Genomic DNA, 22,090 nt, shown 5'->3' with positions numbered 1-22,090 from the left:
GGCGGCTGCTCAAGTCCTGGAGGGGCGGCCGCCGGATCTTGCCGGGTCGACTTGTCGGACCCCTGCGGTACGGTCGTCCCGTCGGCCGAAGGGCGGCCAGGGCGACGGGGGCGCGCGATGACTGACGTGATCACCGAGGAGCCGGTGGAGCTCCAGCTGGAGCGGTACCGGACCGAACTCACCGGCTACTGCTACCGGATGCTCGGATCGGTCTTCGAGGCCGAGGACGCGGTGCAGGAGACGATGGTCCGCGCCTGGCGCGGCCACAAGGGCTTCGAGGGCCGGTCCGCCCTGCGCTCCTGGCTGTACCGGATCGCCACCAACGTCTGCCTGGACGCGCTGAACGGCCGCAACAACCGGGCCCGTCCGATGGACCTGGCCGGCCCGGTGACGGTCGCCACCGCGAGTGACGCCCAGCTGCCCGAGATGACGTGGATCGGCCCCGCGCCGGACGGCCGGGTGCTGCCCGAGACGGGCGACCCGGCCGACGTCGCCGCGCAGCGCGAGTCGGTGAAGCTGGCCTTCGTGGCGGTGCTCCAGCGCCTCGCGCCGCGCCAGCGCGCGGTGCTGATCCTGCGGGAGGTGCTCGGCTGGCGGGCGGCCGAGGTGGCCGAGCTGCTCGGTGTCACGGTGGCCTCGGTCAACAGCGCGCTCCAGCGCGCCCGCGCGGTGCTCGCCGGCGAAGGGGCGTCCGCGCGTCCGGCGCCCGCGCTGGACGACGACCACCGCGCACTGCTGGACCGCTACGTCAGCGCCTTCGAGGCCTACGACATGGCGGGCCTCGCCGCGCTGCTGCACGAGGACGTCACGCTCAACATGCCGCCGTTCGCGATGTGGCTGCGCGGCAAGGACGAGATCCGGGCGTGGATGCTCGGCCCCGGCTGCGGCTGCCGCGGCTCGCGCCTGCTCCCGGTGACGGCCAACGGCGGTCCGGCCTTCGCGCAGTACCGGCCGAGTCCGGCGGGCGGGCACGAGCCGTGGGCGCTGATCGTGCCCGAGGTGTCAGGCGGCCGGATCACCGGGCTCACCAACTTCCTCGACACCGACGTGCTCTTCCCGCTGTTCGGCCTCCCGGACCGGCTGGACGCCGAGTAGCCGCCCGCCCGCCCGGAGTTCGCCCGCCGGGAGTTCGCGCGATGCGGGTCCGCCCGCAGCGAGTCCGCACGCCGCGGGCCCGGGCGCCGCGGGCAGGACGTCGGCGAGCCCGCTGAACGCGAGCAGCTCCCGCAGCGGGCCGCTCGCGTTCAGCAGCAGCACGCGCACGCCGTGCCGGGCGGCGGCGAGCCGCAACCGGGCGAGAGCGTCGACGACCGTCAGGTCGGGGGCGGCGAGCGCGCCGAGGTCGCAGGTGAGCGTCCGGCCGGTGGTGGTTCGCTTGGTCTCCATGCGGATTGGACCGCTCCGGCGGCCGCGACTCATCGGTCCGGTGCCGGTTCCGGCCCACTCCCGATGCGGGGTTGCGGGTCCACCTCGTCCGTCCGCCCCGCGGCCGCGGTGGCAGAGTAGGGCCGCACAGACCACCGTTGCCGCAGTCACCGGCTGCCGGCACCGTGCCGAGGAGGACCGTCGTGTCGGCTGAGCCCTTGAAGTCCCGTGAGGAGTGGCTGGCTTCCCTGCCGCGGATCTACGCCGCGGCCGGCTGCCTGCTGCGGGACGAGTCCGGGCGGATCCTGATCGTGAAGGCCGGGTACCGCGAGCACTGGCAGTTCCCCGGCGGCACGATCGACCTCGGCGAGGGCCCCGCCGAGTGCGCGGCGCGGGAGCTGGAGGAGGAGACCGGCATCGTCCGGGCCGCCGGCGACCTGCTGGCGATCTCCTGGACCCACCCTTCGGACGAACTCGACCACCCGGCCGAGCACTTGCTCTTCGACTTCGGCACCGTCCCGGACGGCACCCCCGTGACCGTCCCGGCCGGTGAGCTCGACGACTACCGCTGGGTCCCCGACGAGGAGGCGCTCGTCCTGCTCGGCCCGTCCCGGTCGGCGCGGCTGCGGGCCGCGCTGGAGGCGGCCGTCGACGGACGGGTGCGGATCGTCACCACGACCGTGTCGGGATTCTGACGGAGCGTCAGGGCGGCGGGGCGGTCTCCGGGACGGTCGACCGTCCCGGAGACCCTCCCGTGCCTCACGGCGCCGTCGGGTCCTCCTGCCGGGCGGCGATGATGGCGGCGATGGCCTCCGAGATGAAGGCCTCCGTCTGCGCCCGGTCCACGTTCAGGTCGGCGAGCACGCCGGTGCCGTTCGCCTGCTCCAGCAGGGCGAGCAGGATGTGCTCGGTGCCGACGTAGTTGTGGCCCAGCTTGAGCGCCTCGCGGAAGGTCAGCTCCAGCACCTTCTTGGCCTGCGCGTCGAAGGGGATCAGCGCGGGCAGTTCGCCGGCCGGGGCCGGCAGGGCGGCGCCCGCCGCGGCGCGGACCGCCTCCGCGCTGACGCCCTGGGCGGCGAGCGCCTTGGCGCCGATGCCCTCGGGTTCGGCGATCAGGCCGAGCAGCAGGTGCTCCGAGGTGATCTCGGCGTTGCCGGCGTTCCTGGCCTCCTCCTGGGAGACCACGACGACGTGCCGGGCGCGGTCGGTGAAGCGGGCGAAGCCCTGGCTGGGGTCGAGGTCGTTGGGGGTGGCGGGGTCCTTGGGGACGAAGCGCTTCTGGGCGGCCTGCTTGCTCACGCCCATGCTCCGGCCGATGTCGGTCCAGGACGCGCCGGAGCGGCGGGCCTGGTCCACGAAGTGGCCGATCAGGTGATCGGCGAGGTCGCCCAGGTGGTCCGCGGCGATCACCGCGTCGGACAGCTGGTCGAGCGCGTCGGTGTGGACCTTCTTGATCGCGGTGATCAGGTCGTCGAGGCGCAGCGGAGTCGTGCTGGGAACAACGGGATTCTCCATGCGTCAACCGTAGGTTGTCGATGGCAGTATCGTCAACCGATAGTTGACGATACTGCCGGGTAGGCTTCGGACGGTCGGGTGACGGAGCGGAGCGAAGGTGGCGGAGATGGCGGCTGACCTGCGGATCCTCACCCTGCCCGAGGCCGAGGTGCCGGCCGGACTCAAGCTGCGGGTGGCCGAGTTGCAGGATCTGGCGTGGCCCGGCCCGCCCGGCCCGTCGGCGGAGCCCGTGCACGATCCGGCGCTGCGCCCGCTCTCCATGCTGCTGCTGGACGGTCCCCGGGTGGTGGCCGCGCTGGACGTGCTCTCCAAGGAGATCGTCCACGCCGGGCGCACGTACGCGGCGAGCGGCCTGTCCACCGTGGTCACCGATCCGGCCTGCCGGGGCCTCGGGCACGGCCGGCGGCTGGTGGCGGCGGCTCGCACCACCGCCCGGGAGCGCGGCGCGGACCTCGGGCTGTTCACCTGCGACAGCGGGCTGCGGGGCTTCTACGAGGGCGCGGGCTGGGAGTGGCTGCCGGGTGCGGTCCTGGTCGGGGGCACGGCGGAGGATCCGTTCCCCAGCGACCGGGAGGGCTTCGACAAGGTGACGATGGCGGCGTTCTTCACGCCACGCGCCGAGCGCCGCCGGGCGGACTTCCCGCGGAGCAGGATCGCCCTCCACCCCGGGACGGTCGACCGGCTGTGGTGAACGACCGGCTGCGAGCGCGGTCGACGGGCGGTCAGGCCGCGGGCAGCAGCCGGGCCCGGACGGCGGCGATGTCGGCCGGCGTGACGCCGGCGGCGAGCAGGTAGCCGACCGGGTCGAAGCCGTCCAGGGTGTCGGCCAGGGCGGCCTCGGCGGTGGTGCCGGCCTCGGTGAGCACCGCGTCGATCCGGCGGTACGGGTCCGGCAGGCCCAGCATCCCGTACAGGGGGCGGACGTTGGGCCCGCTGAGCAGGTAGTCCTCGGCTATCGCGGCCGGGCGGACCCCGGCCAGGGCGAGCAGGAGGAGGGCGGCGAGGCCGGTGCGGTCGCGGCCGGCGCCGCAGTGGACGACCACGCCGCCGGGCCGGGCGCCGGCCACGGTGGTGACCAGTTCGGCGGCGGCGTGCGGGCAGTGGTCCAGGTAGGGGCGGAGCGCGAGCGGCGTGCCGTCCAGCCGTCCGTACGCCTCCCACCAGGCGGGGCCGGCGAGTTCGTCCAGCGGGACGCGGACCAGTTCGACGCCCTCGGGGCGGGGGAGGAGCGGCTTGTGCTCCTCGGCGTTGCGCAGGTCGACGACGGTGCGGACGCCGTGGTCGAGGAGGGCGTCCCAGCCCTCGGCGGTGAGGCGGTCGAGGTTGTCGGCCCGGACGATCGCGCCGTGGGCGGTCGGGCGGCCGGAGACGGTGGGCAGTGCGCCCAGGTCGCGGACGTTCAGGCAGCCGTCCCAGACGAGGGTGCGGTCCTCGGCGGTGGTCTGCGCGTGCGTCCGGTCCATGGGGTTCCCCGTTTCGTCGTCCGGGGGCCCGTTACCCCCTCGTTATGAAGGACTATCGGGAGATCCGGATGGTTCCTCGCCGTTCGACCGGTGGGAACCCGCTGTTCAGGAGGAGCGTCGAGGGAGCGCGGCCGATCAGGCGGCGGTCGGGGCGTCGGCCTCGGCGGTGACCAGCTTCGCCATCGGCTCGGCGGCGGTCTGGCCGAGCATCGAGCCGGCCACGATGGCGCCGATCAGGAAGACGGTGGACAGCCAGGCCATGGTCGAGACAGGGAGGGTGAAGGCGCCGATCACGCGGGCGGCGCACTCGCCGAGCAGCGCGGTGCCCCAGATCGCCGAGAAGAGGCGCTCGTGGCGGTGGAAGGAGCGCGAGGCGGCCGCCCGGCCCTCGACCAGCCGCTGCCAGGCGGCGGCGCGGGCGTGGTCGCCCTTGGTCAGGAAGGGCATCAGCACCGGGGTCATCACCGGCTTGCCGACGAGGGCGGAGACCAGGATGGCCACCGCGACGCTGCCGCTGAGCAGGCCGTCCTTGGCGAGCATCATCCGGGCGTCGCCGGTGAGGAAGGTGAGTGCCAGGCCGGCCAGGTTGACCGCCAGCATCAGCGCGGCCCACAGGTTCAGGGTGCGCTCGCGCAGCAGGCCGAAGACCGTCCGGGCGGCCGGGACGGCGCTGCTCCAGGCGAGGGCGGCGAACTCGCTCATCCCGAAGGCCGAGTGGAGCAGGTAGTAGCCGGCGAGCGGGGCGGCGACGTCCAGGAGGAGCGGGCGGAACGCGGAGCCCATCGGGTTCGCCCGCTTCTCCGCGCCGGCCGGGGCGGCCTCGGCGGCCGGGGTGGTGGCGGCCTCGGTGGCGACGGCGCTGAGGGTCTGGCTCATGGTGGGTTCCTCCCCGCTGGTGGCCGCGGGCCGGTGCCCGCGTCGTGCCTCCAGTTTTCCGCCGCGACCCTCCGTCAGATCAGTGTCGTCCGTTGCCGGATCCGCATGACAGACGTCATGGTGCGCGTCGTGACACCGCCCCGCCGGGGGTGCCGGGAACGGCCCGTGACCTGTGCTTTCACACCTCGGCCGCGCGGCTCGGGCAGGGCGTGGTGGCGGACGGCGGACGGCGGACAGCGGACGGCGGCCGTCGCGTCGTCGCGTCGTCCGGCGCGGTCCGGCGCGGTCCCGGGGAGTCACCGCCGCGTCGCCGACCGGCAAGCACCTCGCCGATCCGGGCCCGCCGGACCTCGACGCCGTGGACGGTCCGCGGGGCGGACGCGGGGTCGGCGCAGGCCGGCAGGCGGGGGCGCGCGGAGGCGCGGGCGTGACGGACGGCACGCCCCGGACGGGCGGCGATCGCGAGGGCGCGGCGGACCCGGGCGATTCGCCCACGGACGAGGTAGGCCGGACGGCTCTGCCGGGGCCTCGGGTGAACGGCGGTCGTCCACGGGACCCCGGGCCCCGGGCGGGCCGGTCCGAGGTCGGGCCCGCCCGCGGCGCGCGGATGGCGCATGATGTGGCGGGTGCAGAGTGCAGAGCGCCCCGGAGCGGGCACCGGGAGCCCCGAAAACCGGTCCGGACCAGTACCACCCGCCGCCCCGCCACCGGGCCCGGCCCCCGCCCCCGCGGACCTGACCGAGGCGGTGCGGGCCGCGCAGGACGGTGACGAGGAGGCGTTCCGGCTCCTCTTCAGGACCGTCCAGCCCGGCCTGCTGCGCTACCTGCGGGTCCTCGTCGGGGGGCGGCCCGAGGACGCGCAGGACGCCGAGGACATCGCCTCCGAGACCTGGCTGCAGGTCGCCCGCGACCTGCGCGGCTTCTCCGGCGACGGCGACGGCTTCCGCGGCTGGGCCGCCACCATCGCCCGCAACCGCGCGCTGGACCACCTGCGGGCCCGGCGCCGCCGCCCGGTGGCCGACCTGCCCTTCGAGTACCTCGCCGAACTGTCCGCCGGGGACGACACCGCGGGCGCCGCGCTCGCCCGGGTGGGCACCGGCGACGCGCTCGCGCTGATCTCCCGGCTGCCGCGCGACCAGGCCGAGGCGGTGCTGCTGCGCGTGGTGATGGAACTCGACGCCGAGAGCGCCGCGCAGGTGCTCGGCAAACGGGCCGGCACCGTCCGGATGGCCGCCCACCGGGGGCTGCGCCGGCTCGCCAAGCTGCTGGAGCAGTCGTTCGGGCCGGGCGCCGGACCGGGATCCGACCGCGGGATCCCGGCCGCTCGGACGGCCGGACTGGAGCCGGGGACACCCTCCGGGAAGGCCTCCGGGAGGGCCGCGAAAAAAATTCCTCCGCAGGGTGTGACAGAACGCCGGGCCGCGACGCTGAAGGACATGAGATGAGCACCAACCGATCCCGTCGGATCGACCGTGACGCCGCCGAGCAGCTGCTCGGCGGTGCCGTGGGCGGCCCGTCGGCCGGGCAGGACGCCTCGCTCACCGGACCGGACGGCGACGCCGCCGGGCAGGTCGCCCGGGTACTCGCCGCGGCCGCCGCCCCGGCGACGGCCGCCGAGCTGACCGGGGAGCAGGCCGCCCTGACCGCGTTCCGGGAGGCCCGTCTCGCGCCCGACCCCGTAGCAACGACCGCACCCGTCCGGAGACGATCGATGGCAACCGCCGCCCTCGCCAGGGCCTTCAGCACGAAGGCCGTGGCCGCCGTGCTGAGCGCCACGGCGCTGTGCGGGGTCGCGGTCGCCGCCGGCACCGGGAACCTGCCCTCCCCCCTCGGTCGCGGCGCCGGGCCCGAGCGCACCCTCGCGAACGGCGGCGCCACGGGCACGTCGTCCGAGCACGGGCCGGGCAGCGCGACGCCGGGCGGTTCGCCCCGGCCATTCAACGGCCCGTCCGCCGGCGGCTCCGGCGGCGGCGCCCAGGGTCTCGGGCCGTCGGCCTCCCCGACGCCCGGGACCCCCTCCGCGACGGGACGGGCCCCCCAGCCCCTCTCCGCCGCGCTGGTCGCCCTCTGCCACGTGTTCGGCGACCGGACGGCCAAGGGTGAGCACCCGCGGCAGCTGGTCCTGGACCCGGTGTTCGCCCCGCTGGTCGAGGCGGCGGGCGGCCCGGACAAGGTGGAGGGTCTCTGCGGGGAGGCGCTCGGCCGGGCGGGCGACGACGCCCGCGGCAGCGCCGCCCCGCAGCCGACCCACGACGACCGCCAAGGCGCCGGCTCCGGCGGCAGTAGTGCCGGCGGCTCCGGAGCCGCCGGCGGGAAGGGCAACGGCGACGGTGGCAACGGCCGCAACGGCGGTTCCGGCGGCACCGCCGGCGGGAACACCACCAACGGCGACGGAGCCAAACCCGGCCGGACCGGGCCGACGCTCCCGGCCTCGCCCGCACTGCCCGACGTCCGCCCCAGCGGGCAGGACCGGCAGGCCGCCCAGGGGTGACCCCACAGGACTCCGGGTGGGCGGTGGGCGAATCCCCCCGGGCTCGCCGCCCATCCGGACAGCAGGACCGCAGGACAGCAGGACCGCAGTACCCGGCACCACTCGCAGGACAGCACCACCGCAGTACCCCGCAGACCGCAGTACCCAGCACCACCGCAGGACCTGCGGCACCGCGACACCCGCGGCGCCGCGGCGACCACCCGAGACCCCGGGTGGCCGGTCGGCTCCCCCGTGCCCACCGTCCACCCGGCCGGCCCCCGGCCGGACCGGCAGGCGCTCACCCCGGACGCGCCGCCGGCCCGCCCGGCCCGGAACGTGTGGCCCGCCCGCCCGCAGTCCGGGCGGGCCACACACACCCCGAACGGGCGGTCGGGGATCCGCTGCCCGGTTCCCCGGCCGCCTCCCCCTCCCCTCGCGGGGAGGCTCCGCGACAGCCACGCGGAACCGCCGCCGCCACGACGCGCGTGAAGTCCTCCGGCGGCCCCGGCCCGGACCGGCCCGGACGCCGCTCCGGGCGGCGCGGACGTCGGCGGCTATCGTGCACGGGTGCACGAGGCGGCCCGGGAACCCGGGCACGGCGTGAGGGGAGTTCCAGGTGATCGGACGGGCGCTCAACGGGCGTTACGAACTCGTCGAGATACTCGGCGTCGGCGGCATGGCCACCGTCTGGCGCGGCGTGGACCGCGTGCTGGGACGCCAGGTGGCCGTCAAGGTCCTCAACGGGGGCCTCGCCGACGACCCGCGCTTCGTCGAGCGGTTCTCCCGGGAGGCGCAGCACGCCGCGATGCTGGTGCACCCGAGGATCGTCATGGTCTTCGACTCCGGCGTGGACCAGGGCTCGCCGTACATCGTCATGGAGCTGGTGCACGGGCGCTCGCTGGCGGCGGTGCTGGCGCAGCAGCCGCAGCTGCCGGTGGAGCGCGCCGTGGGCATCGCGGCGGCGGTGTGCGAGGCGCTGGCGGTCGCACACGCGGCCGGGCTGGTGCACCGGGACATCAAGCCCGGGAACATCATGATCACCGACGACGGCGGGGTGAAGGTCGTCGACTTCGGCATCGCCCGGGCCGGCTCCTCCAACAACCTGACCCAGACCGCCACGGTGCTCGGCACCGCCGCGTACCTGTCGCCCGAGCAGGCCACCGCCGCCGAGCTGGACGGCCGCACCGACCTCTACGCCGTCGGCTGCGTGCTGACCGAGATGCTGACCGGCGGGACGCCGTTCACCGCCGATACGCCGGTGGCGATCGCGTTCAAGCACGTCAGCGAGCAGCCGCCGGCGCCGTCCGCGCGCCGCCCCGGGCTGCCGCCCGCGCTGGACGCCGCGGTGCTGCGGCTGCTCGCCAAGAACGCGGCGGACCGCCCGGCGGACGCCACCGCGGCGCGGGCCGAGCTCCTCGCCACCGTCCCGGGCCTGGCCGTCGGCGACCCGACGGCGGAACTGCTCGCCACCGCCGCGCCCACTCAGATGCTGCCGCCGATCGCGGCCGGGCACCCCGACCAGCAGCACACGACGCTGCTCCCGCCCCAGGCCCCCGCGACCTCCCTGATGGCGCCGGTCCCGGTGGAGCCCCCGGCGCCCGCCCGGCCGGCGCGCAGCCGCAAGCCGCTCGTCCTGGGCGCCCTGGGCGTGGCGGGCCTGGCCGGGGTCGCCGCCATCGCCCTCACCGCCTTCGACGGGCCGCCGGGCAACGCGGCCGCCAGGAAGCCGGCCGCCACCGCCGCCGCGCCCGCCACGCAGGCGCCCGCGCCGGCCACGACCGCCCCGAGCCCGAGCGCCGCGCCGACCACCGTGCCCGGCCCGTCCGCCCCCTCTCCGACCGTCCCGCGCAACCAGTCCCCGGCCGTCCAGCTGAACGCCCTGCGCCAGGCCGTCGCCCAGACGCAGATCGCCGGCAAGGAGCGCGACCACCAGGTGGAGCTCCTGCGCGTCCTCGACGACGCCGCCGCGCGCCTCAACGAGGGCAGCCCCGACGACGCCGTCCAGGACCTGAAGGACGCCCAGAAGCTGGTCCGCGACCTGGCCAAGAAGCGCGCGATCGACGGCCCGACCGGCAAGGACTGGAACGCGCGGCTCGGCGCGCTGTTCACCGCACTCCACACGGCCGCCGACAACCAGAACGATTAGGGCCCGTCCTCGCGTTGGAGCCTGGTCTCGACGTTCGAGCGGATCGTCCGGGAGAGCGTGCCGGCCGCCGAGGCCAGGAAGACGAAGTTGTACACGATCTGGATGATCACCACGAGCCGGGCGCCCTGGCCGGCCGGGGTGATGTCGCCGTAGCCGACGGTGGCCAGCGTGACGACGGTGAAGTAGAGCCCGTCCAGCCGGGAGTGCAGGCCCTCGAACTCGCCCTGCTGCGCGGCGAAGACGTAGTACGTGGCGGCGAAGATGACCACCGAGAGGCAGATCACGAAGATCAGCCAGGCCACCGGTTGGCGGGTGGTCCCGCGCAGCACCCCCCGGATCTTCGCGAGCAGCAGGCCGCTCAGGGCGGTCAGGGCGCCGATCAGGATGCACCAGCTGAGCACCGGCCGGTGACCGCCGAGGAAGTGCAGCGGGAGCGTGAAGTACGCGGTCATCAGCGCCGTGAGCGAACCGAGCAGCCAGCCCGCGGCCCGGAGGTCGATGCGGTGCGGCTTCTGTGACATCCCGTCCAGTCTGCGGCCGCCGGGGCCGGGGCGCCCACGCGCGTGCTCCGTCCGGGCGCCGCGGGCGCGCTGCCGGCCGGGCCGGCAGGCGGGGGAGGCGGGCCGGCGGCCGGGCTCGGCTCGTCGGACGGTGCGTCGGGCCGCATGCGCCGGCGCCGTTCCCTCCCGGCGGTGGCTCCCAGGAGGCAGCGGATCACCGGGGAGGGCCACTCGGGATCGCGAAGTGGGGCGCCCGGGAACGCCGGAGGCCCCCGGTGCCGTCGCGGTGACGGTGCCGGGGGCCTCCGGGTGGTCCGACGGGACTCAGACGGTCGTCTCGGGCCGCTTGGTCTCGGTCGCCTTGGTGACGTTCGTCGGGGTGACGGCCGGGCGGTCGGCCGGCTGCTGGGCGGTGCTCTGCGCGGTGCCCGCGGCCTCGGCCGGGGTGTCGTCCTCGCGCATCGCCTTCGTCTCCGCCTTCAGGATGCGCATCGACTTGCCGAGGCCACGGGCCATCTCCGGCAGCTTCTTCGATCCGAACAGCAGGACTACGACCGCCAGCACCACCAAGATGTGCCAGGGCTCAAGACCGTTCCGCAGCATCCCTGGCCACCGGTCCCTTCTTGTCTAGAGTCACGGGAGGGCAAAGTACCCGTCCGGCCAGTATGCCTGGCCCCGGTGCGGAACGGATACACCGCCCGGGAAACGCTGGCCGAAATGCGGGTGCCGCTCAAGCGGACCGCGCGTGCCGCGGCCCCGGCCGGACCGCCCCGGCCGGGGTGTCGAAGGTCACGGGGGAGGGGCTCGGCTGGGCTCAGTAGACGAAGGGAACCAGCCGCTTCGACTCCCGCCGGTACTGCGCGTACGCGGGGCCGAGGGCGGCCACCAGCAGGCGCTCCTCGGCGGCGATCCGCCAGCCGTAGGCGGCCAGCAGCAACGCGAACACGATCGCGGTGGCCGGCCAGCTGCCGAGGCCGAGCGCGTAGCCCGTCCACACCAGCAGGCTGCCGCAGTAGCCGGGGTGGCGGATCAGTCGGTACGGGCCGGTGCGGACGACCTCCTGGGTGTCCACGGTGCGCAGGGTGCGGGTGTAGAGGCGGCCCAGGGTGCGCATGCCCCAGGCCCGCAGGGCCAGCCCGGCGCCGATCAGTGCGACGCCGAACCAGCGTGCCCACACAGGCAGTTCCCCGACCGACGCGCGGCCGAGGAGGACCACCGCCAGGACGGCGGCGGTGTAGCAGGCGAGCAGCAGCCGGGTCGAGCCGCGGTCGTGGTCGTCCGCGCGCCAGGTGGCGGCGGCGGAGTCCTCGCGGCGGCGCAGCAGCAGTTCGTAGCCGGCCCAGGCGAGGACACCGAGGACGGAGAGCAGGCTCGGCAGGGACATGGGGGGCTCCTGACGCTCGGGGAGCGCGGGCGCGGGCGGCGGGCCGCGTACCCATCACGGTCCTCCCACCCGGCGGGTCCCGCACGGGCCCGGGGGTGGACGTGCGTGCTTCCACCCCCGGGTGGAGCGTCAGTCCGTCCGCCGGGCCAGCAGGTAGCCGCGCCGGGTCGGGGCCTCCTCGGGCAGGCCCTCGCGCTCCAGCCGGGCCTCGACGGCGAATCCGGCGGCGGTGAGGTGCGCGGCGACGTCGTCGGTGCGCAGGAAGTGGAAGTCCACGTCGACCTGGTGGCCCCACCACTCGTCCAGCCGCCGCACCTCGCTGCCCAGGTGGAACGAGACCAGCAGGAGGCCGCCGGGCCGCAGCACCCGCCGCACCTCGGCGAACGCGGGCGCCAGCTCGCCGGGTTCGAGGTGGATCACCGAGTAGAGCGCCACCGCCGCCGCGAACTCGCCGTCCGCGGCGGGCAGGTCGAGCAGGTCGCCGGTGCGGAAGGCGGCCTTCGGGTGCTCGCGGCGGGCCAGTTCCACCATGCGGGGGGAGAGGTCGATCCCGACGACCTCGGTGCCGTGCCCGGTGAGCCACCCGGCGACGTGTCCCGGCCCGCACCCGAGGTCCGCGACGACCCCGCCGGCCGCCTCCTCCACGATCACCCCGAGCAGGGCCCGGTCGACAGGCTTGTGCGCCAGCTCGTCCCCGATCCGTTCGAGGTACTCCTCCGCCACCGTGTCGTAACTCCCGCGCACGCGCACGTGATCAGCAACCATGAGCCCACCTTGGCACCCGGGGGGCTGCCACGAGGGGTCTTTCGACGACCCCGGTGGGAACGGCTGACGACCCCCGCCCTGGCCCGGCTCGAACACGGCTGGTCCCCTCCACAACGGGCCGGCGCTTGGGGGTTTGGGCACCGGCCGACGCAGGGCCGCCACCAGCCTAGGGGTCTCCCGGAACGGCGAGGAGCCCGCCCGAGGTGGGCTCTCGATGAGTACCGTACGGACGTCCCAGCCGCGCGCCTGGAACGGATGTGTAAATCGTTCGTGCAAGACGACAGTGCCAGACATCGGTGCAAGACATCTGTTCAGTCCTTCCGTAGGATCGGGGCCATGGGAAACCGCGAAGACCTCATGGCGGGCGCCAAGCGCTGCCTGTACGAGAAGGGCTACGGGCGCACCACCGCCCGGGACGTCGCCACCGCCTCGGGCGTCAGCCTGGCCGCCATCGGCTACCACTTCGGCTCGAAGGACGCGCTGCTCAACGCGGCGATGATCGAGGCGATCGGCGAGATGGGTCTGGCCCTGGGTGCCGTGGTCAACGCCGCGAACGAGGCCACGGGCGACCCCGAGGAGCGCTTCGTCGCGGTGTGGGAGGGCCTCAAGGGCGTCTTCGAGGAGCACCGCGGCCTCTGGGCGGCCCAGTTCGAGGCGCTCGCCCAGGCCGCGCACGCGCCCGAGCTGGCGCACGCGCTCGCGCGGGCGCAGAAGGAGGGCCGGCTCGGCCTGGCCGCGTTGTTCCAGGGGCTGCCCGAGGTGCCGGAGACCGAGGACGAGCTCGCCCGCGGCGCCTTCTACCAGGCCCTCCTGGCCGGGTCCGTCGCCCAGTGGCTCGCCGCGCCCGAACTCGCCCCGTCCGGGCGGGACTTCCTGCGCGGGCTGCGGCTGGTCGCGGCAGGCGTGCCGGAGCCGGCCGCGCGCTGACCTCGCGGGGCCGGGGGAGCCGTGCGCGCCGGCCGTCAGGTCGTGACGACGGTCAGCAGCACCACCGAGTCCACGTGCGCCAGCAGCCCGTGCCGCTCCTGCGGGACGGGCGCCAACTGGCCCGCCGACAGCTCCTGGTGCCGCCCGGCCACCGTCAGCGCGACCCGGCCGCGCAGCACCTGCACGCTGCCGGCCGTCGGCGGGGTGTGCTCGTCCAGCGCGGTGCCGCCGGTCAGGGCGATCACGGTCTGTCGCAGCACGCCGTCGTGCAGGACGAGGTGGGCGCTGCGCCCGTGCGGGCTCTCGGCGGCCTTCGCGGCGTGCTCCACGGCGAGCTCTTCGAGATCGGGCATCACGGCGTCCTCCCGTCCGGTGCGCCCCGGCTGCTCGTGAGCCCAGGTTGGCGGACGCGGCGGGCTCGCGCACCCGGAGCCGCTCGGCGTGCGGACCTCGCCCGGTACCCGCATCGTGGAGACATGGCGACCAACGAGAATTACCTCAGCGGGTTCCGGGTCAACCGCTCACTCCTGGCCGGAGGCGCGGTGCTCACCGGCGTAGGGGCCGTGCTCGGCGCGGCCGGGGCGGCGATGGTGTGCGCGGCGCTGGCCACCGCCGGCCGCGACTGGATGCGCAGCCGGGAGATCCCGCCCACCGCCCTGGCCCAACGGGCGCTGCGCGAGGCCCGGGTGGCCTCCTCCGCCGGCTGGCAGGCCTGGCGCGCCGAGCACAGCTCGCCGAACTGACGTTCGCCCGTCCGGCGCAACCGCCGCACCGGCGGCGGGACGGGGCACGGCGGGCCGCCATGGGGGTGCGGCCCGCCGCGGTCGTGGGGTCCTGCGGGGTTCTACAGGCCGAGCGACTTGGCGATGATGCTGCGCATGACCTCGCTGGTGCCGCCGTAGATCCGGAAGACCCGGTTGTCGGTGTAGAGCCGGGCGATCGGGTACTCCAGGATGTAGCCGTAGCCGCCGTGCAACTGCAGGCACTTGTCGATGACCGTGGACGCCGACTCGGTGCAGAACAGCTTCGCGGCGGCCGCGTCGGCGACGGTCAGCTCGCCCTGCTGGTAGAGCTCCAGCGCGCGGTCCACCATCGACTGCTGCGCCACCACCTGGGCCTCGCAGTCCGCCAGGGTGAACTTGGTGTTCTGGAACTCGGCGACGGCCTTGCCGAACACCTTCCGGTCCTTGACGTACTGCACCGCGAACCGCACCGCCGCCGCGGCCGACGCGTAGGCGCCGACCGCGATCGCGAGCCGCTCCTGCACGAGGTTGTGGGTCAGGTAGGCGAAGGCCTTGCCCTCCTCGCCGAGCAGGTTCTCCACCGGCACCTTGACGTCGTTGAACGCCAGCTCGGCGGTGTCCGACGTGCGCAGGCCGATCTTCTGCAGCTTGCGGCCGACGGTGTAGCCCTCGGAGTCGGTGTCCACGCAGAGGATGGAGAGCCCGGCCCGGCGGTTGTCCGGGTCGTACGGCGCGGTGCGGCAGACGACCAGGACGAGGTCGGCCAGCACGCCGCCGGTGATGAAGGTCTTGGCGCCGTTGAGGACGTAGTGGGTGCCGTCCTCGGACAGGCGCGCGTGGGTGGTGATGCCCGCGAGGTCGGAGCCGGCGCCGGGCTCGGTCATCGCGATCGCCGTCATGATGTCGCCCGAGACGAAGCCGGGCAGCCACCGCTGCTTCTGCTCCTCGGTCGCGTACTCCAGCAGGTACGGCAGCACCAGCCCGGTGTGCACGCCGGACGAGCCGAAGCTGACGCCCGCGCGGGCCACCTCCTCGGCGATCACCGCCTGGTACTTGAAACCGCTCTCGCCGGCGCCGCCGTACTCCTCCGGCACCTCGATGCCGTAGACGCCGAGCGCGCCGAGCTGCCGGTAGAAGTCGCGCGGGGGGTGGCCGTCGGCCTCCCAGCTCTCGTAGACCGGGACGACCTCGCGCGCGATGAAGTCCCGGATGGTCTCCCGGAAGGCCTCGTGGTCCTCGGTGAACACGGTGCGGCGCACGCGGGCGCTCCCTTCGGTGGTGCCGGTCGCGGCTGAAGGTGCAGCTGAAGGTGCCAGGTGATGGCCCCACAAGTTAATCCCGGGTAGCTTCGGCTGTCCAGGGTCGGCGCGGCGCCGGGCGCCCGGCGGCCGCCGGGCGAGGGCCATGACAAGTGAATCCTTGCTAGCCTTCCCTCGGCGTTCCGGCCGGGCGCCGCGGCGGCGGGACTGCGGGAGGGGCGGCAGCATGGTGGTCCGACGGCCCCCGGGTCGGCGCGCGCAGATCCTCGCGGTGGCGGCCGACCGCTTCCACCGCAGTGGCTACCACCAGGTCTCGATGACCGAGGTCGCCGCCGGCGTCGGCATCACCGCGCCCGCCCTCTACCGGCACTTCCGCGGCAAGCCCGAACTCCTCGACCGCGTCGTCCGGCTCGGCCTGGACGCGCTCGCCGACGGGCTGCGCACCGCCGGCTCCACCGCCGCACTGGGCGCCGCGCTGGCCGGCGTCGCCGTCGGGCACCGGCCGCTCGGCACCCTCGTGCAGCGCGACGCCCGGCTGCTGCCGCCGGCCCGGCGGGCGGCCCTGCGCCGCGAACTGCGGGCGGATGTGGCCGCGATGGGCGCCGTCCTGCGCTCCGAGCGCCCGGAGCTGCCGGAGCCGGACGTCGAGTTGCTCTGCTGGTCGGCGCTCTCGGCCTGCGCCGGGCTCTCCTACCAGTCGGCGGCGCCGCAGCCCCGGCGGGCCGAGGCGGTGCTGCGCGAGGTGGTCGCGGCCGTCCTCGCGGTGACCTTCGACGGCGCCGGCTCCGGGAGCGGCGACGACGCCGTGCCCGCCGCCGCCCCCGTCCGCCAGCCCCGGCGGGAGGAACTGCTCGCGGCGGCCGTCCGGCTGTTCCACGAGCGCGGCTTCGACAACGTCAGCACCGACCAGCTCGGTGCCGCGGTCGGCATCTCCGGCCCCAGCGTCTACCGGCACTTCGACAGCAAGGCGCAGCTGCTCGCCGCCTCGCTGGTGCGCAGCCGCGAGCGCCTGGGGCACGAGGTGGAGGGCGCGATCTCGGCCGCGGCCGGGCCCGAGGAGGCGCTGGCGGCCGGCCTGGTGGCGTACGTCGGCTTCGCCCGGCGCAACGGCGACTACCTGGGCGCGATGCTCAGCGAGACGGAACGGCTGGCCCCGCCCGACCGCCGCGTCGCGGTGGACTTCCGCCGGGACTTCCTGCGGACCTGGGTCGACCTGCTGCGCCGGGTGCGGCCGGACCAGGACGCGGTGGAGGCCAGGATCCGCGTCCACGCGTTGTTCGCCCTGATCAACGACGGCGTCCGGAACCGCCCGCACAACGCCCGTCCCGACCTCGGTGACTGCCTCCTGCGTCTGGCCCGGGCCGTCCTCGGCGTGTCCTGAGCACCCGCCCGTCGCCCCCGGCCGGAAAAGGGGCCGGGCCGGCTGCCCGCCCCGCGCTGGTGGGGCGGGCAGCCGGCCCGTGTGGGGCGGGGCTGCGCCGAGGGCAGTGACGCGGCCGGGGCCTAGTAGAGGACGTGCGGGTAGTACACGCGGGTGTCCAGGTTGCCGTTGCCCTGCAGGGCGCCGATGTTGCCGCCGTTGCCGGTCGCGGCGAGGCCGTTGTTCTGGTTGCTCGCGCCCGAGCCGGTGGCCGTCTGCTGGGTGCTGACCACGTTGCCGTGGACGTTGCCGATGATGTTGTTCGAGCCGGTGTTGCTCACGACGCTGCTGTTGGAGTGCTGGTCCGCGCCGGCGGCGTTGTCGGCGTGCGCGGTGGCGGCACCGACGCCGACGAGGAGGAAGGCACCGAAGGCGGTGACGGCGGCGGCTGCACGAATACGGGACACGCTGGTCTCCCTGGGCTGGACCTGTGAAATGTGGCGCGATCCGGAGTGGCCGCTCCGTGGCGCCGTTGCCTGACGTCGCGTGATCAGCATTCACCAGGGCGAGGGGCGAACTCCACCAAATGGGTGGCAATTCGCCCGATGGTGTCATGGTGCGGGCATTTCCGCTGAATGGGCAGGACCGCGCGAATCCGGTCAAGTACTCATGGGCGGTGGAGAGTTGATGGAGGGGCTGAATGGACTCGACAACACCCGCCGGTCAACACGGAGTTGACCAGGTGCCGTCAGGGAGAAAGAAATGGTCGCCGGATAGTCGCACTGGCACACTGGGTTCCCATGTCTGAAGGTCTCCCGCCCGACCACGCCCCGGCCGAGGAACTGCGTACGACCGAGGTCGATCTCGGCGGCCTGGTGAACGTCCTCGCCACGCACCTGTACTCCACCCCGCTGGTCGCCCTGCGCGAACTCGTCCAGAACGCCCACGACTCGCACACCCGCCGCCTCCTCGAGGACCCGGACGGCGACCACCACCGGCTCATCCGGGTGCGCGGCGACGCCGCCCGCCGCACGGTCGCCGTCGAGGACACCGGGGCCGGCCTCACCGAGCCGGAGATCCACGCCTACCTCGCCACCGTCGGCACCGGCTACACCCGGATGCTGCGCGAACTCACCGGCGACCAGGACCTGATCGGCGCCTTCGGCCTCGGCTTCCTGTCCGCCTTCTCGGTGGCCGACGAGGTCGTCGTCACCACCACCTCGCACCGCGAACCCCGTCTCGGCCACCGCTACCGCAGCCGCGGCGGCCAGCAGTACCTCGTCGAGCCGGTGCCCGCCCGGCCGCGGCCCGGCACGGTCGTCGAGCTCACGCTCAAGGCCGAACACGCCCACCTCGCCGACGAGGACGCCCTGCGCGAGGTGCTCGCCCGGTACTGCGTCCTGCTGCCGATCCCGGTCCTCGTCGGCGACGACGAGGAGCCCGTCAACGCCGTCGACGTGCCCTGGCGCCGCCCCGCCCACCCGTCGCCCACCCCCACCCTCGAACGGGACGCCGCGCTTCGCCCCGCCGACGGGGACCCGTACGAGGCCCGGATGCGCTTCGCCGCCGCCTTCGGCCGCCGCTTCGAACCGCTCACCGCCTTCCCGGTCGAGCCGGTCGAGGGCGGCACCGACGCGATCGGCCTGCTGTGGGTCCAGGACGGCGGCACCTACGGCAGCAGCGACAACCGCGACCTCGCCGTCTACCTGCGCGGCATGCTCCTCGCCGACGACGCCCGCGACCTCCTGCCCGGCTGGGCCGGGTTCATCGGCGGCGTCGTCGAGTCCAGCCGCCTCACCCCCACCGCCAGCCGCGAGGACCTCCAGCGCGACGAGCACTACCGCGCGCTCCAGCGGACCCTCGCCGACGCCATCGTCGACGGCCTCTACGAGACCGCCCGGCTGCGGCCCGCCGCCTGGCGCCGCATCCTCACCCGGCACGGCCAGGACCTCCTGGGCGCCGCGCTCTGCGACGACCGGCTCTTCACGCTGCTCGCCGACGACGTCCCGGTGCCCACCTCCCAGGGTGACCTGACCGCGGGCGCCCTGCGCGCGGCGGGCGGGGGCGCGGTGCACGTCGCGCTCGGCAGCGGCGGAGGCTTCGAGGAGATGCTCTACCGGGCGATGCGGGTGCCGATCGCCCGCGGCGAGCGGTACGCCGTCCTGCCGTTCCTGCGCCGTTACGCCCGGCTGCGCGGCTGCCGGCTGGTCGAGCTCGGCAGCGAGCAGGGCGACCGCTCGCTGTTCCGCGACCCGGAACGCCCGCTGCCCGCCGAGGAGGCGGCCTGGCTGGCCGGCGCGCTCGCCGATCCCGGCGAGCGGCTGGTGCCGGCCCGCTTCGACCCGCCCGGCCTGCCGCTGGTCCTGGTGCCGGACCGCGAGGCCGAGCTGAAGGCGCGGATCGAGGACGACCGGGCCGACGCCCGCATCCCGTCCGCCGCGCTGCGCCTCGCCCGGGCGTTCACCGCCCGTACCGACGGCGAGGTCCGGGCCCGGCTCTACCTCAACCTGTCCTGCCCGGCCGTGCTGGACTTGCTCGACGCGTACCGCTCCGGGCACACCGGCAGCGCCACCGCGGCCGGGCTGCTCCGCTCGCTCAAGGTGATCATGGCGGCGGCCGGGCCCGCCGGCTCCTCCGGCGGGGACCTCGCCGCCGCGCTCGCCGGCGTCGCCACCGCCGTCTGCGCCCTGACCGCCGCGATCCCGGCCGGACCGACGGGCGTCCCGGACAGCCCCGGCGCGCTGTCCGGCGACGCGTGACGCACCGGCCGCCGACCCGTCGGGTGTCAGTGGCGCCCGGCAGACTCTTCATCAGCACGACGCAGGGGGACAAGGCATGACGATCGACATCTGGGCCTGGGTGCACGAGGCCCACCAGCAGCTGTCCGACGCGGGCCACCACCGTCTGGCCGAGGCCATCTACGCGCTGCCCGGTCACGCCAACGAGGGCCGCAACGACGAGCTCGACGCCGTCTTCCCGGAGGCGCTGGCCGCCGCCCGGGCGCTCGGCCTGCCCTGGGTCGAGGTCTACCTGCGGCACTGGCGGATGCAGAACCTGCTGAACAAGCGCCACCACGGCGAGAAGGCCCTGCCCGAGGTCGTCGACCTGCTGGAGTTCGCCCACCGCGAGGAGACCGCCGGCTGCCCCCAGTCCGTCTGCGTGGTGCAGGACTTCGCGATCTGCCACGCCCGGGTGGACGGGCCGGGCTACGCGGCCGAGCGCCTCGCCGTGCTCGGCGAGACGCTGGAGCGGATCGAGCCCGCCCGCTCGTGTTTCGACTGCCTCTCCCGCGAGTACTCCGACGCTCTGGAGGACGACGGCCGCGGCGAGGAGGCCCTGGCCCACCTCGACGCCGCCGGCGCCCGGATGCTGGCGGCGGGCCAGCGGCTCTCGCTGGAGCACCACCACTCCCGTGCCGGCACCCTGCTCCGGCTCGGCCGGTGCGAGGAGGTCCTCGGCCTGCTCGACACCGCCGAGCGCGCCGAGCGCACCGGTGGGCGCTCCCTGGGCGAGAACGACCGGCTCTGGGGCGCCCTGCTGCGGGCCCGCGCGCTCGCCACGCTCGGCCGCACCGACGAGGCCCTCGCCCTGCTGCCCGCCCGCGACGACGCCGAGCGCCACGCCGACCTGCGCGAGCACTGGGCCAGGACGGTCGAGCTGCTGGCCGCGGCCGGCGCCTGGGAGAACGACGCCGAACTCGGGGCAGTCCTGGCCGGCTGGGTCGGCCACCTCGACGCGACCGGCGCCCACCGCCCGTGCGTCGACCTGCTCCTGGTGGCGGGTCGGCTCGCCGTCGCCCGCGGCGCCCGGACGGTGGCCCGCACGCTCGCCGCGACGGGCGAGCGCAAGCTCACCGGCTTGCGCCGCACCGACGGCGTGGCCGCCGAGGTGGCCGGGCTGCGGGCCGCCGCCGAGGCGCTGCCGCAGCCCGCGCTGCCCGTCCCGCCGGGGGAGCTGACGGCCCACCTGGCCGAGGCGGGGGTGCCCCACGAGACCGGCGCCGACCTGCTCTCCGTCGCCCTGGAGCGGTACCGGGGTGCCCGGGCCGGCGCCAACGCCCTCGCGGCCGAACTGGCCGCCGTGCTCGGCCGGCTCGGCCACGTTCGGGCCGCCGCCGACCTGCTGTGGGAGCGGCTGGACGCCGACCCGACCGACGCCGTGCTGCCCGGCCTGCTCGGCGCCGTGCTGATCGACGCCGGGGACGGCGAGGGCGTGCGCCGCCTCGCCGACCGGCTGGCCGCGACCAGTCCGGCCGACGGGCACTGGGTGCGCGCCCGCTGGGCCGCCGCCGAGGCCCGCTGGGCCGAGGTGGTCGAGCACTGCGCGGTGATCCTGGCCGAGCACCCGGACCGGATCAACACCCGCCGTCTCGCCGCCGGCGCCGCCACCGAACTGGGCGACCACGCGACCGCGCAGCGGCTGTACCAGGAACTCCTGGAGCACGCGCTGCCCGTCGAGGGCACGCCCGAGGAGGAACTGCACCGGACGGTCCGGCCGCCGGACCTCTGGCACCTGATCACCGCGGCCACCGCCAACCGGGACTGGGCCGTGGTCCGCTCCACCGGCGCCCTGCTCGGCATCGACTTCGACGAGCCCGAGGGCCCGGTGGAGGAGGAGTGGCAGCTGATCACCGTCCGCACCACCCGGACCAACGGCTCCACCGCCGACCTCCCCGCCCTGCGCACCGGCCCGGCCACCGCCCGGGTCCTCCCGGTCCTCGGCGACGACCTGACGCTCAACCACGGCGACGTCGTCGTCTTCGCCCCGGCCCTGCTTGAGCCCCCGCCCGGGGACGAGGCCCCCGAGGCGGAGCGGGTGCGCTGGCGGCCGGTCTTCGAGATGCTGACGCTGCTCGACCCGGCCGGGTACACGACGTACTGGATCGACGGCGGCTGGCCCGGCGACGAGGCCTGGCGCGCCCTGCGGGACGGCCTGGGTGAGGCCGGCTACGCGGTGTGGGCGTACAGCGGGGAGCAGTACAGCATCACCGACCCGGCCGAGGAGGACGGCGTGCTGCCCGGCATCTACGCGGCGCTCGGCGTGCCCCCGACCGCCGCCGCCGCCGAGGCCGACGCCCTGCTCCACCGCCTCACCGCCACCTGGCCCCACCCCCTGGCCTGGCCCGCCCTCGCCGAGGCGGCGGGCGCCGACGTCGCCCACCACGAGGACATCGTGGAACGCTACGGCCTCTGAGCCGGCCTCCCGGCCCTCGGACCGGGGGAACCGTCTGCGCCCGCACCCCCTGCCCGCACTCCCTGCCCGCCCCCGGGAGCCCCCGCAGGAGCCCCGCACCCCCGGGGAACCTTCTCCGTCCGGA

Annotated in this window: 22 protein-coding genes; 11 read left to right on the top strand and 11 right to left on the bottom strand. The window is 75.3% G+C overall.

Annotation, left to right across the window (positions count from 1 at the left end; all coding sequences use genetic code 11):
• Positions 1–117 precede the first annotated feature (117 nt).
• Positions 118–1,095, top strand: a complete 978-nt coding sequence (locus PUR71_RS28665) for a sigma-70 family RNA polymerase sigma factor (protein WP_329930043.1) — start codon at positions 118–120, stop codon at positions 1,093–1,095.
• Here the strand turns inward: PUR71_RS28665 and PUR71_RS28660 are convergent.
• Positions 1,003–1,386: an STAS domain-containing protein gene (locus PUR71_RS28660; RefSeq protein ID WP_329930042.1), complete on the bottom strand. Its 384-nt coding sequence runs from the start codon at positions 1,384–1,386 to the stop codon at positions 1,003–1,005. The two genes, PUR71_RS28665 and PUR71_RS28660, sit on opposite strands and share 93 nt — an antisense overlap.
• Before the next feature lie 182 nt (positions 1,387–1,568).
• On the opposite strand from PUR71_RS28660, the gene PUR71_RS28655 reads away from it, so the two are divergent.
• Positions 1,569–2,060: an NUDIX hydrolase gene (locus tag PUR71_RS28655; protein ID WP_329930041.1), complete on the top strand. Its 492-nt coding sequence runs from the start codon at positions 1,569–1,571 to the stop codon at positions 2,058–2,060.
• 64 nt (positions 2,061–2,124) lie between these two features.
• Here PUR71_RS28655 and PUR71_RS28650 read toward each other — a convergent pair whose 3' ends face one another.
• Positions 2,125–2,880, bottom strand: a complete 756-nt coding sequence (locus PUR71_RS28650) for a Clp protease N-terminal domain-containing protein (protein ID WP_329930040.1) — start codon at positions 2,878–2,880, stop codon at positions 2,125–2,127.
• 106 nt (positions 2,881–2,986) lie between these two features.
• On the opposite strand from PUR71_RS28650, the gene PUR71_RS28645 reads away from it, so the two are divergent.
• Positions 2,987–3,571 carry a GNAT family N-acetyltransferase gene (locus PUR71_RS28645; protein ID WP_329930039.1) on the top strand — a complete coding sequence of 195 codons (585 nt, stop codon included), beginning with the start codon at positions 2,987–2,989 and terminating at the stop codon, positions 3,569–3,571.
• A gap of 31 nt (positions 3,572–3,602) precedes the next feature.
• Here the strand turns inward: PUR71_RS28645 and PUR71_RS28640 are convergent, their stop codons facing one another.
• Complete coding sequence (locus PUR71_RS28640) at positions 3,603–4,343, bottom strand: tyrosine-protein phosphatase (protein WP_329930038.1); 741 nt, start codon at positions 4,341–4,343, stop codon at positions 3,603–3,605.
• 135 nt (positions 4,344–4,478) lie between these two features.
• A complete protein-coding gene (locus PUR71_RS28635) occupies positions 4,479–5,219 on the bottom strand; it encodes a VC0807 family protein (protein ID WP_329930037.1) in 741 nt (246 codons plus the stop codon).
• A 617-nt stretch (positions 5,220–5,836) separates the two neighbouring features.
• Here PUR71_RS28635 and PUR71_RS28630 point away from each other — a divergent pair.
• From PUR71_RS28630 to PUR71_RS28620, 3 genes are all read left to right on the top strand, one after another.
• Entirely contained in the window at positions 5,837–6,664 is an 828-nt protein-coding gene (locus tag PUR71_RS28630; protein WP_329930211.1) for an RNA polymerase sigma factor, read from the top strand.
• Positions 6,661–7,710, top strand: a complete 1,050-nt coding sequence (locus tag PUR71_RS28625) for a hypothetical protein (RefSeq protein WP_329930036.1) — start codon at positions 6,661–6,663, stop codon at positions 7,708–7,710. The genes PUR71_RS28630 and PUR71_RS28625 overlap by 4 nt, the downstream gene beginning before the upstream one ends.
• A 595-nt stretch (positions 7,711–8,305) precedes the next feature.
• A complete protein-coding gene (locus PUR71_RS28620; RefSeq protein WP_329930035.1) occupies positions 8,306–9,835 on the top strand; it encodes a protein kinase domain-containing protein in 1,530 nt (509 codons plus the stop codon).
• Here PUR71_RS28620 and PUR71_RS28615 read toward each other — a convergent pair.
• The 4 genes from PUR71_RS28615 to PUR71_RS28600 form a co-directional block, all read right to left on the bottom strand.
• Positions 9,832–10,356 (bottom strand): potassium channel family protein, encoded by a 525-nt coding sequence (locus PUR71_RS28615; protein WP_329930034.1) that lies wholly within the window; start codon positions 10,354–10,356, stop codon positions 9,832–9,834. The two genes, PUR71_RS28620 and PUR71_RS28615, sit on opposite strands and share 4 nt — an antisense overlap.
• 303 nt (positions 10,357–10,659) lie before the next feature.
• Complete coding sequence (tatA, locus tag PUR71_RS28610) at positions 10,660–10,938, bottom strand: Sec-independent protein translocase subunit TatA (protein WP_329930033.1); 279 nt, start codon at positions 10,936–10,938, stop codon at positions 10,660–10,662.
• 211 nt (positions 10,939–11,149) lie between these two features.
• Positions 11,150–11,719 (bottom strand): methyltransferase family protein, encoded by a 570-nt coding sequence (locus tag PUR71_RS28605; protein WP_329930032.1) that lies wholly within the window; start codon positions 11,717–11,719, stop codon positions 11,150–11,152.
• A 129-nt stretch (positions 11,720–11,848) separates the two neighbouring features.
• Positions 11,849–12,484 carry a class I SAM-dependent methyltransferase gene (locus tag PUR71_RS28600; RefSeq protein WP_329930031.1) on the bottom strand — a complete coding sequence of 212 codons (636 nt, stop codon included), beginning with the start codon at positions 12,482–12,484 and terminating at the stop codon, positions 11,849–11,851.
• A gap of 336 nt (positions 12,485–12,820) precedes the next feature.
• Here PUR71_RS28600 and PUR71_RS28595 point away from each other — a divergent pair, with 336 nt between their 5' ends.
• Positions 12,821–13,411 carry a TetR/AcrR family transcriptional regulator gene (locus PUR71_RS28595; protein WP_329930030.1) on the top strand — a complete coding sequence of 197 codons (591 nt, stop codon included), beginning with the start codon at positions 12,821–12,823 and terminating at the stop codon, positions 13,409–13,411.
• Positions 13,412–13,446: 35 nt separating this feature from the next.
• On the opposite strand, the gene PUR71_RS28590 is transcribed toward PUR71_RS28595, so the two are convergent.
• Positions 13,447–13,764 carry a cupin gene (locus PUR71_RS28590; RefSeq protein ID WP_329930029.1) on the bottom strand — a complete coding sequence of 106 codons (318 nt, stop codon included), beginning with the start codon at positions 13,762–13,764 and terminating at the stop codon, positions 13,447–13,449.
• Positions 13,765–13,887: 123 nt separating this feature from the next.
• On the opposite strand from PUR71_RS28590, the gene PUR71_RS28585 reads away from it, so the two are divergent.
• Positions 13,888–14,154: a hypothetical protein gene (locus PUR71_RS28585; protein ID WP_329930028.1), complete on the top strand. Its 267-nt coding sequence runs from the start codon at positions 13,888–13,890 to the stop codon at positions 14,152–14,154.
• Between the two features lie 101 nt (positions 14,155–14,255).
• Here the strand turns inward: PUR71_RS28585 and PUR71_RS28580 are convergent, their stop codons facing one another.
• A complete protein-coding gene (locus PUR71_RS28580) occupies positions 14,256–15,413 on the bottom strand; it encodes an acyl-CoA dehydrogenase family protein (RefSeq protein WP_329930027.1) in 1,158 nt (385 codons plus the stop codon).
• Positions 15,414–15,639: 226 nt separating this feature from the next.
• On the opposite strand from PUR71_RS28580, the gene PUR71_RS28575 reads away from it, so the two are divergent.
• Entirely contained in the window at positions 15,640–16,794 is a 1,155-nt protein-coding gene (locus PUR71_RS28575; RefSeq protein WP_329930026.1) for a TetR/AcrR family transcriptional regulator, read from the top strand.
• Between the two features lie 122 nt (positions 16,795–16,916).
• Here PUR71_RS28575 and PUR71_RS28570 read toward each other — a convergent pair whose 3' ends face one another.
• Positions 16,917–17,240, bottom strand: coding sequence for a hypothetical protein (locus PUR71_RS28570; RefSeq protein ID WP_329930025.1), 324 nt, complete (start codon positions 17,238–17,240; stop codon positions 16,917–16,919).
• A gap of 333 nt (positions 17,241–17,573) precedes the next feature.
• Between PUR71_RS28570 and PUR71_RS28565 the strand changes: the two genes are divergently transcribed.
• Entirely contained in the window at positions 17,574–19,532 is a 1,959-nt protein-coding gene (locus PUR71_RS28565; RefSeq protein WP_329930024.1) for an ATP-binding protein, read from the top strand.
• A 76-nt stretch (positions 19,533–19,608) separates the two neighbouring features.
• A complete protein-coding gene (locus tag PUR71_RS28560; protein ID WP_329930023.1) occupies positions 19,609–21,966 on the top strand; it encodes a hypothetical protein in 2,358 nt (785 codons plus the stop codon).
• The last annotated feature ends 124 nt before the right edge of the window (positions 21,967–22,090 follow it).

It is taken from the genome of Streptomyces sp. SP17BM10, from assembly GCF_036322405.1.
Classification (GTDB): domain Bacteria; phylum Actinomycetota; class Actinomycetes; order Streptomycetales; family Streptomycetaceae; genus Kitasatospora.
This window is presented reverse-complemented; position numbering and strand designations above follow the sequence as displayed.

What these genes read in the sequence shown, in the direction of transcription:
- PUR71_RS28665 (WP_329930043.1), top strand. Translation starts at nt 118, where the DNA reads ATGACTGACGTGATCACCGAGGAGCCGGTGGAGCTCCAGCTGGAGCGG.
- PUR71_RS28630 (WP_329930211.1), top strand. Translation starts at nt 5,837, where the DNA reads ATGTGGCGGGTGCAGAGTGCAGAGCGCCCCGGAGCGGGCACCGGGAGC.
- PUR71_RS28650 (WP_329930040.1), bottom strand. Translation starts at nt 2,880, where the DNA reads ATGGAGAATCCCGTTGTTCCCAGCACGACTCCGCTGCGCCTCGACGAC.
- PUR71_RS28600 (WP_329930031.1), bottom strand. Translation starts at nt 12,484, where the DNA reads ATGGTTGCTGATCACGTGCGCGTGCGCGGGAGTTACGACACGGTGGCG.
- tatA (WP_329930033.1), bottom strand. Translation starts at nt 10,938, where the DNA reads ATGCTGCGGAACGGTCTTGAGCCCTGGCACATCTTGGTGGTGCTGGCG.
- PUR71_RS28595 (WP_329930030.1), top strand. Translation starts at nt 12,821, where the DNA reads ATGGGAAACCGCGAAGACCTCATGGCGGGCGCCAAGCGCTGCCTGTAC.
- PUR71_RS28645 (WP_329930039.1), top strand. Translation starts at nt 2,987, where the DNA reads ATGGCGGCTGACCTGCGGATCCTCACCCTGCCCGAGGCCGAGGTGCCG.
- PUR71_RS28565 (WP_329930024.1), top strand. Translation starts at nt 17,574, where the DNA reads ATGTCTGAAGGTCTCCCGCCCGACCACGCCCCGGCCGAGGAACTGCGT.
- PUR71_RS28615 (WP_329930034.1), bottom strand. Translation starts at nt 10,356, where the DNA reads ATGTCACAGAAGCCGCACCGCATCGACCTCCGGGCCGCGGGCTGGCTG.
- PUR71_RS28660 (WP_329930042.1), bottom strand. Translation starts at nt 1,386, where the DNA reads ATGGAGACCAAGCGAACCACCACCGGCCGGACGCTCACCTGCGACCTC.
- PUR71_RS28605 (WP_329930032.1), bottom strand. Translation starts at nt 11,719, where the DNA reads ATGTCCCTGCCGAGCCTGCTCTCCGTCCTCGGTGTCCTCGCCTGGGCC.
- PUR71_RS28575 (WP_329930026.1), top strand. Translation starts at nt 15,640, where the DNA reads ATGGTGGTCCGACGGCCCCCGGGTCGGCGCGCGCAGATCCTCGCGGTG.
- PUR71_RS28625 (WP_329930036.1), top strand. Translation starts at nt 6,661, where the DNA reads ATGAGCACCAACCGATCCCGTCGGATCGACCGTGACGCCGCCGAGCAG.
- PUR71_RS28635 (WP_329930037.1), bottom strand. Translation starts at nt 5,219, where the DNA reads ATGAGCCAGACCCTCAGCGCCGTCGCCACCGAGGCCGCCACCACCCCG.
- PUR71_RS28640 (WP_329930038.1), bottom strand. Translation starts at nt 4,343, where the DNA reads ATGGACCGGACGCACGCGCAGACCACCGCCGAGGACCGCACCCTCGTC.
- PUR71_RS28585 (WP_329930028.1), top strand. Translation starts at nt 13,888, where the DNA reads ATGGCGACCAACGAGAATTACCTCAGCGGGTTCCGGGTCAACCGCTCA.
- PUR71_RS28560 (WP_329930023.1), top strand. Translation starts at nt 19,609, where the DNA reads ATGACGATCGACATCTGGGCCTGGGTGCACGAGGCCCACCAGCAGCTG.
- PUR71_RS28590 (WP_329930029.1), bottom strand. Translation starts at nt 13,764, where the DNA reads ATGCCCGATCTCGAAGAGCTCGCCGTGGAGCACGCCGCGAAGGCCGCC.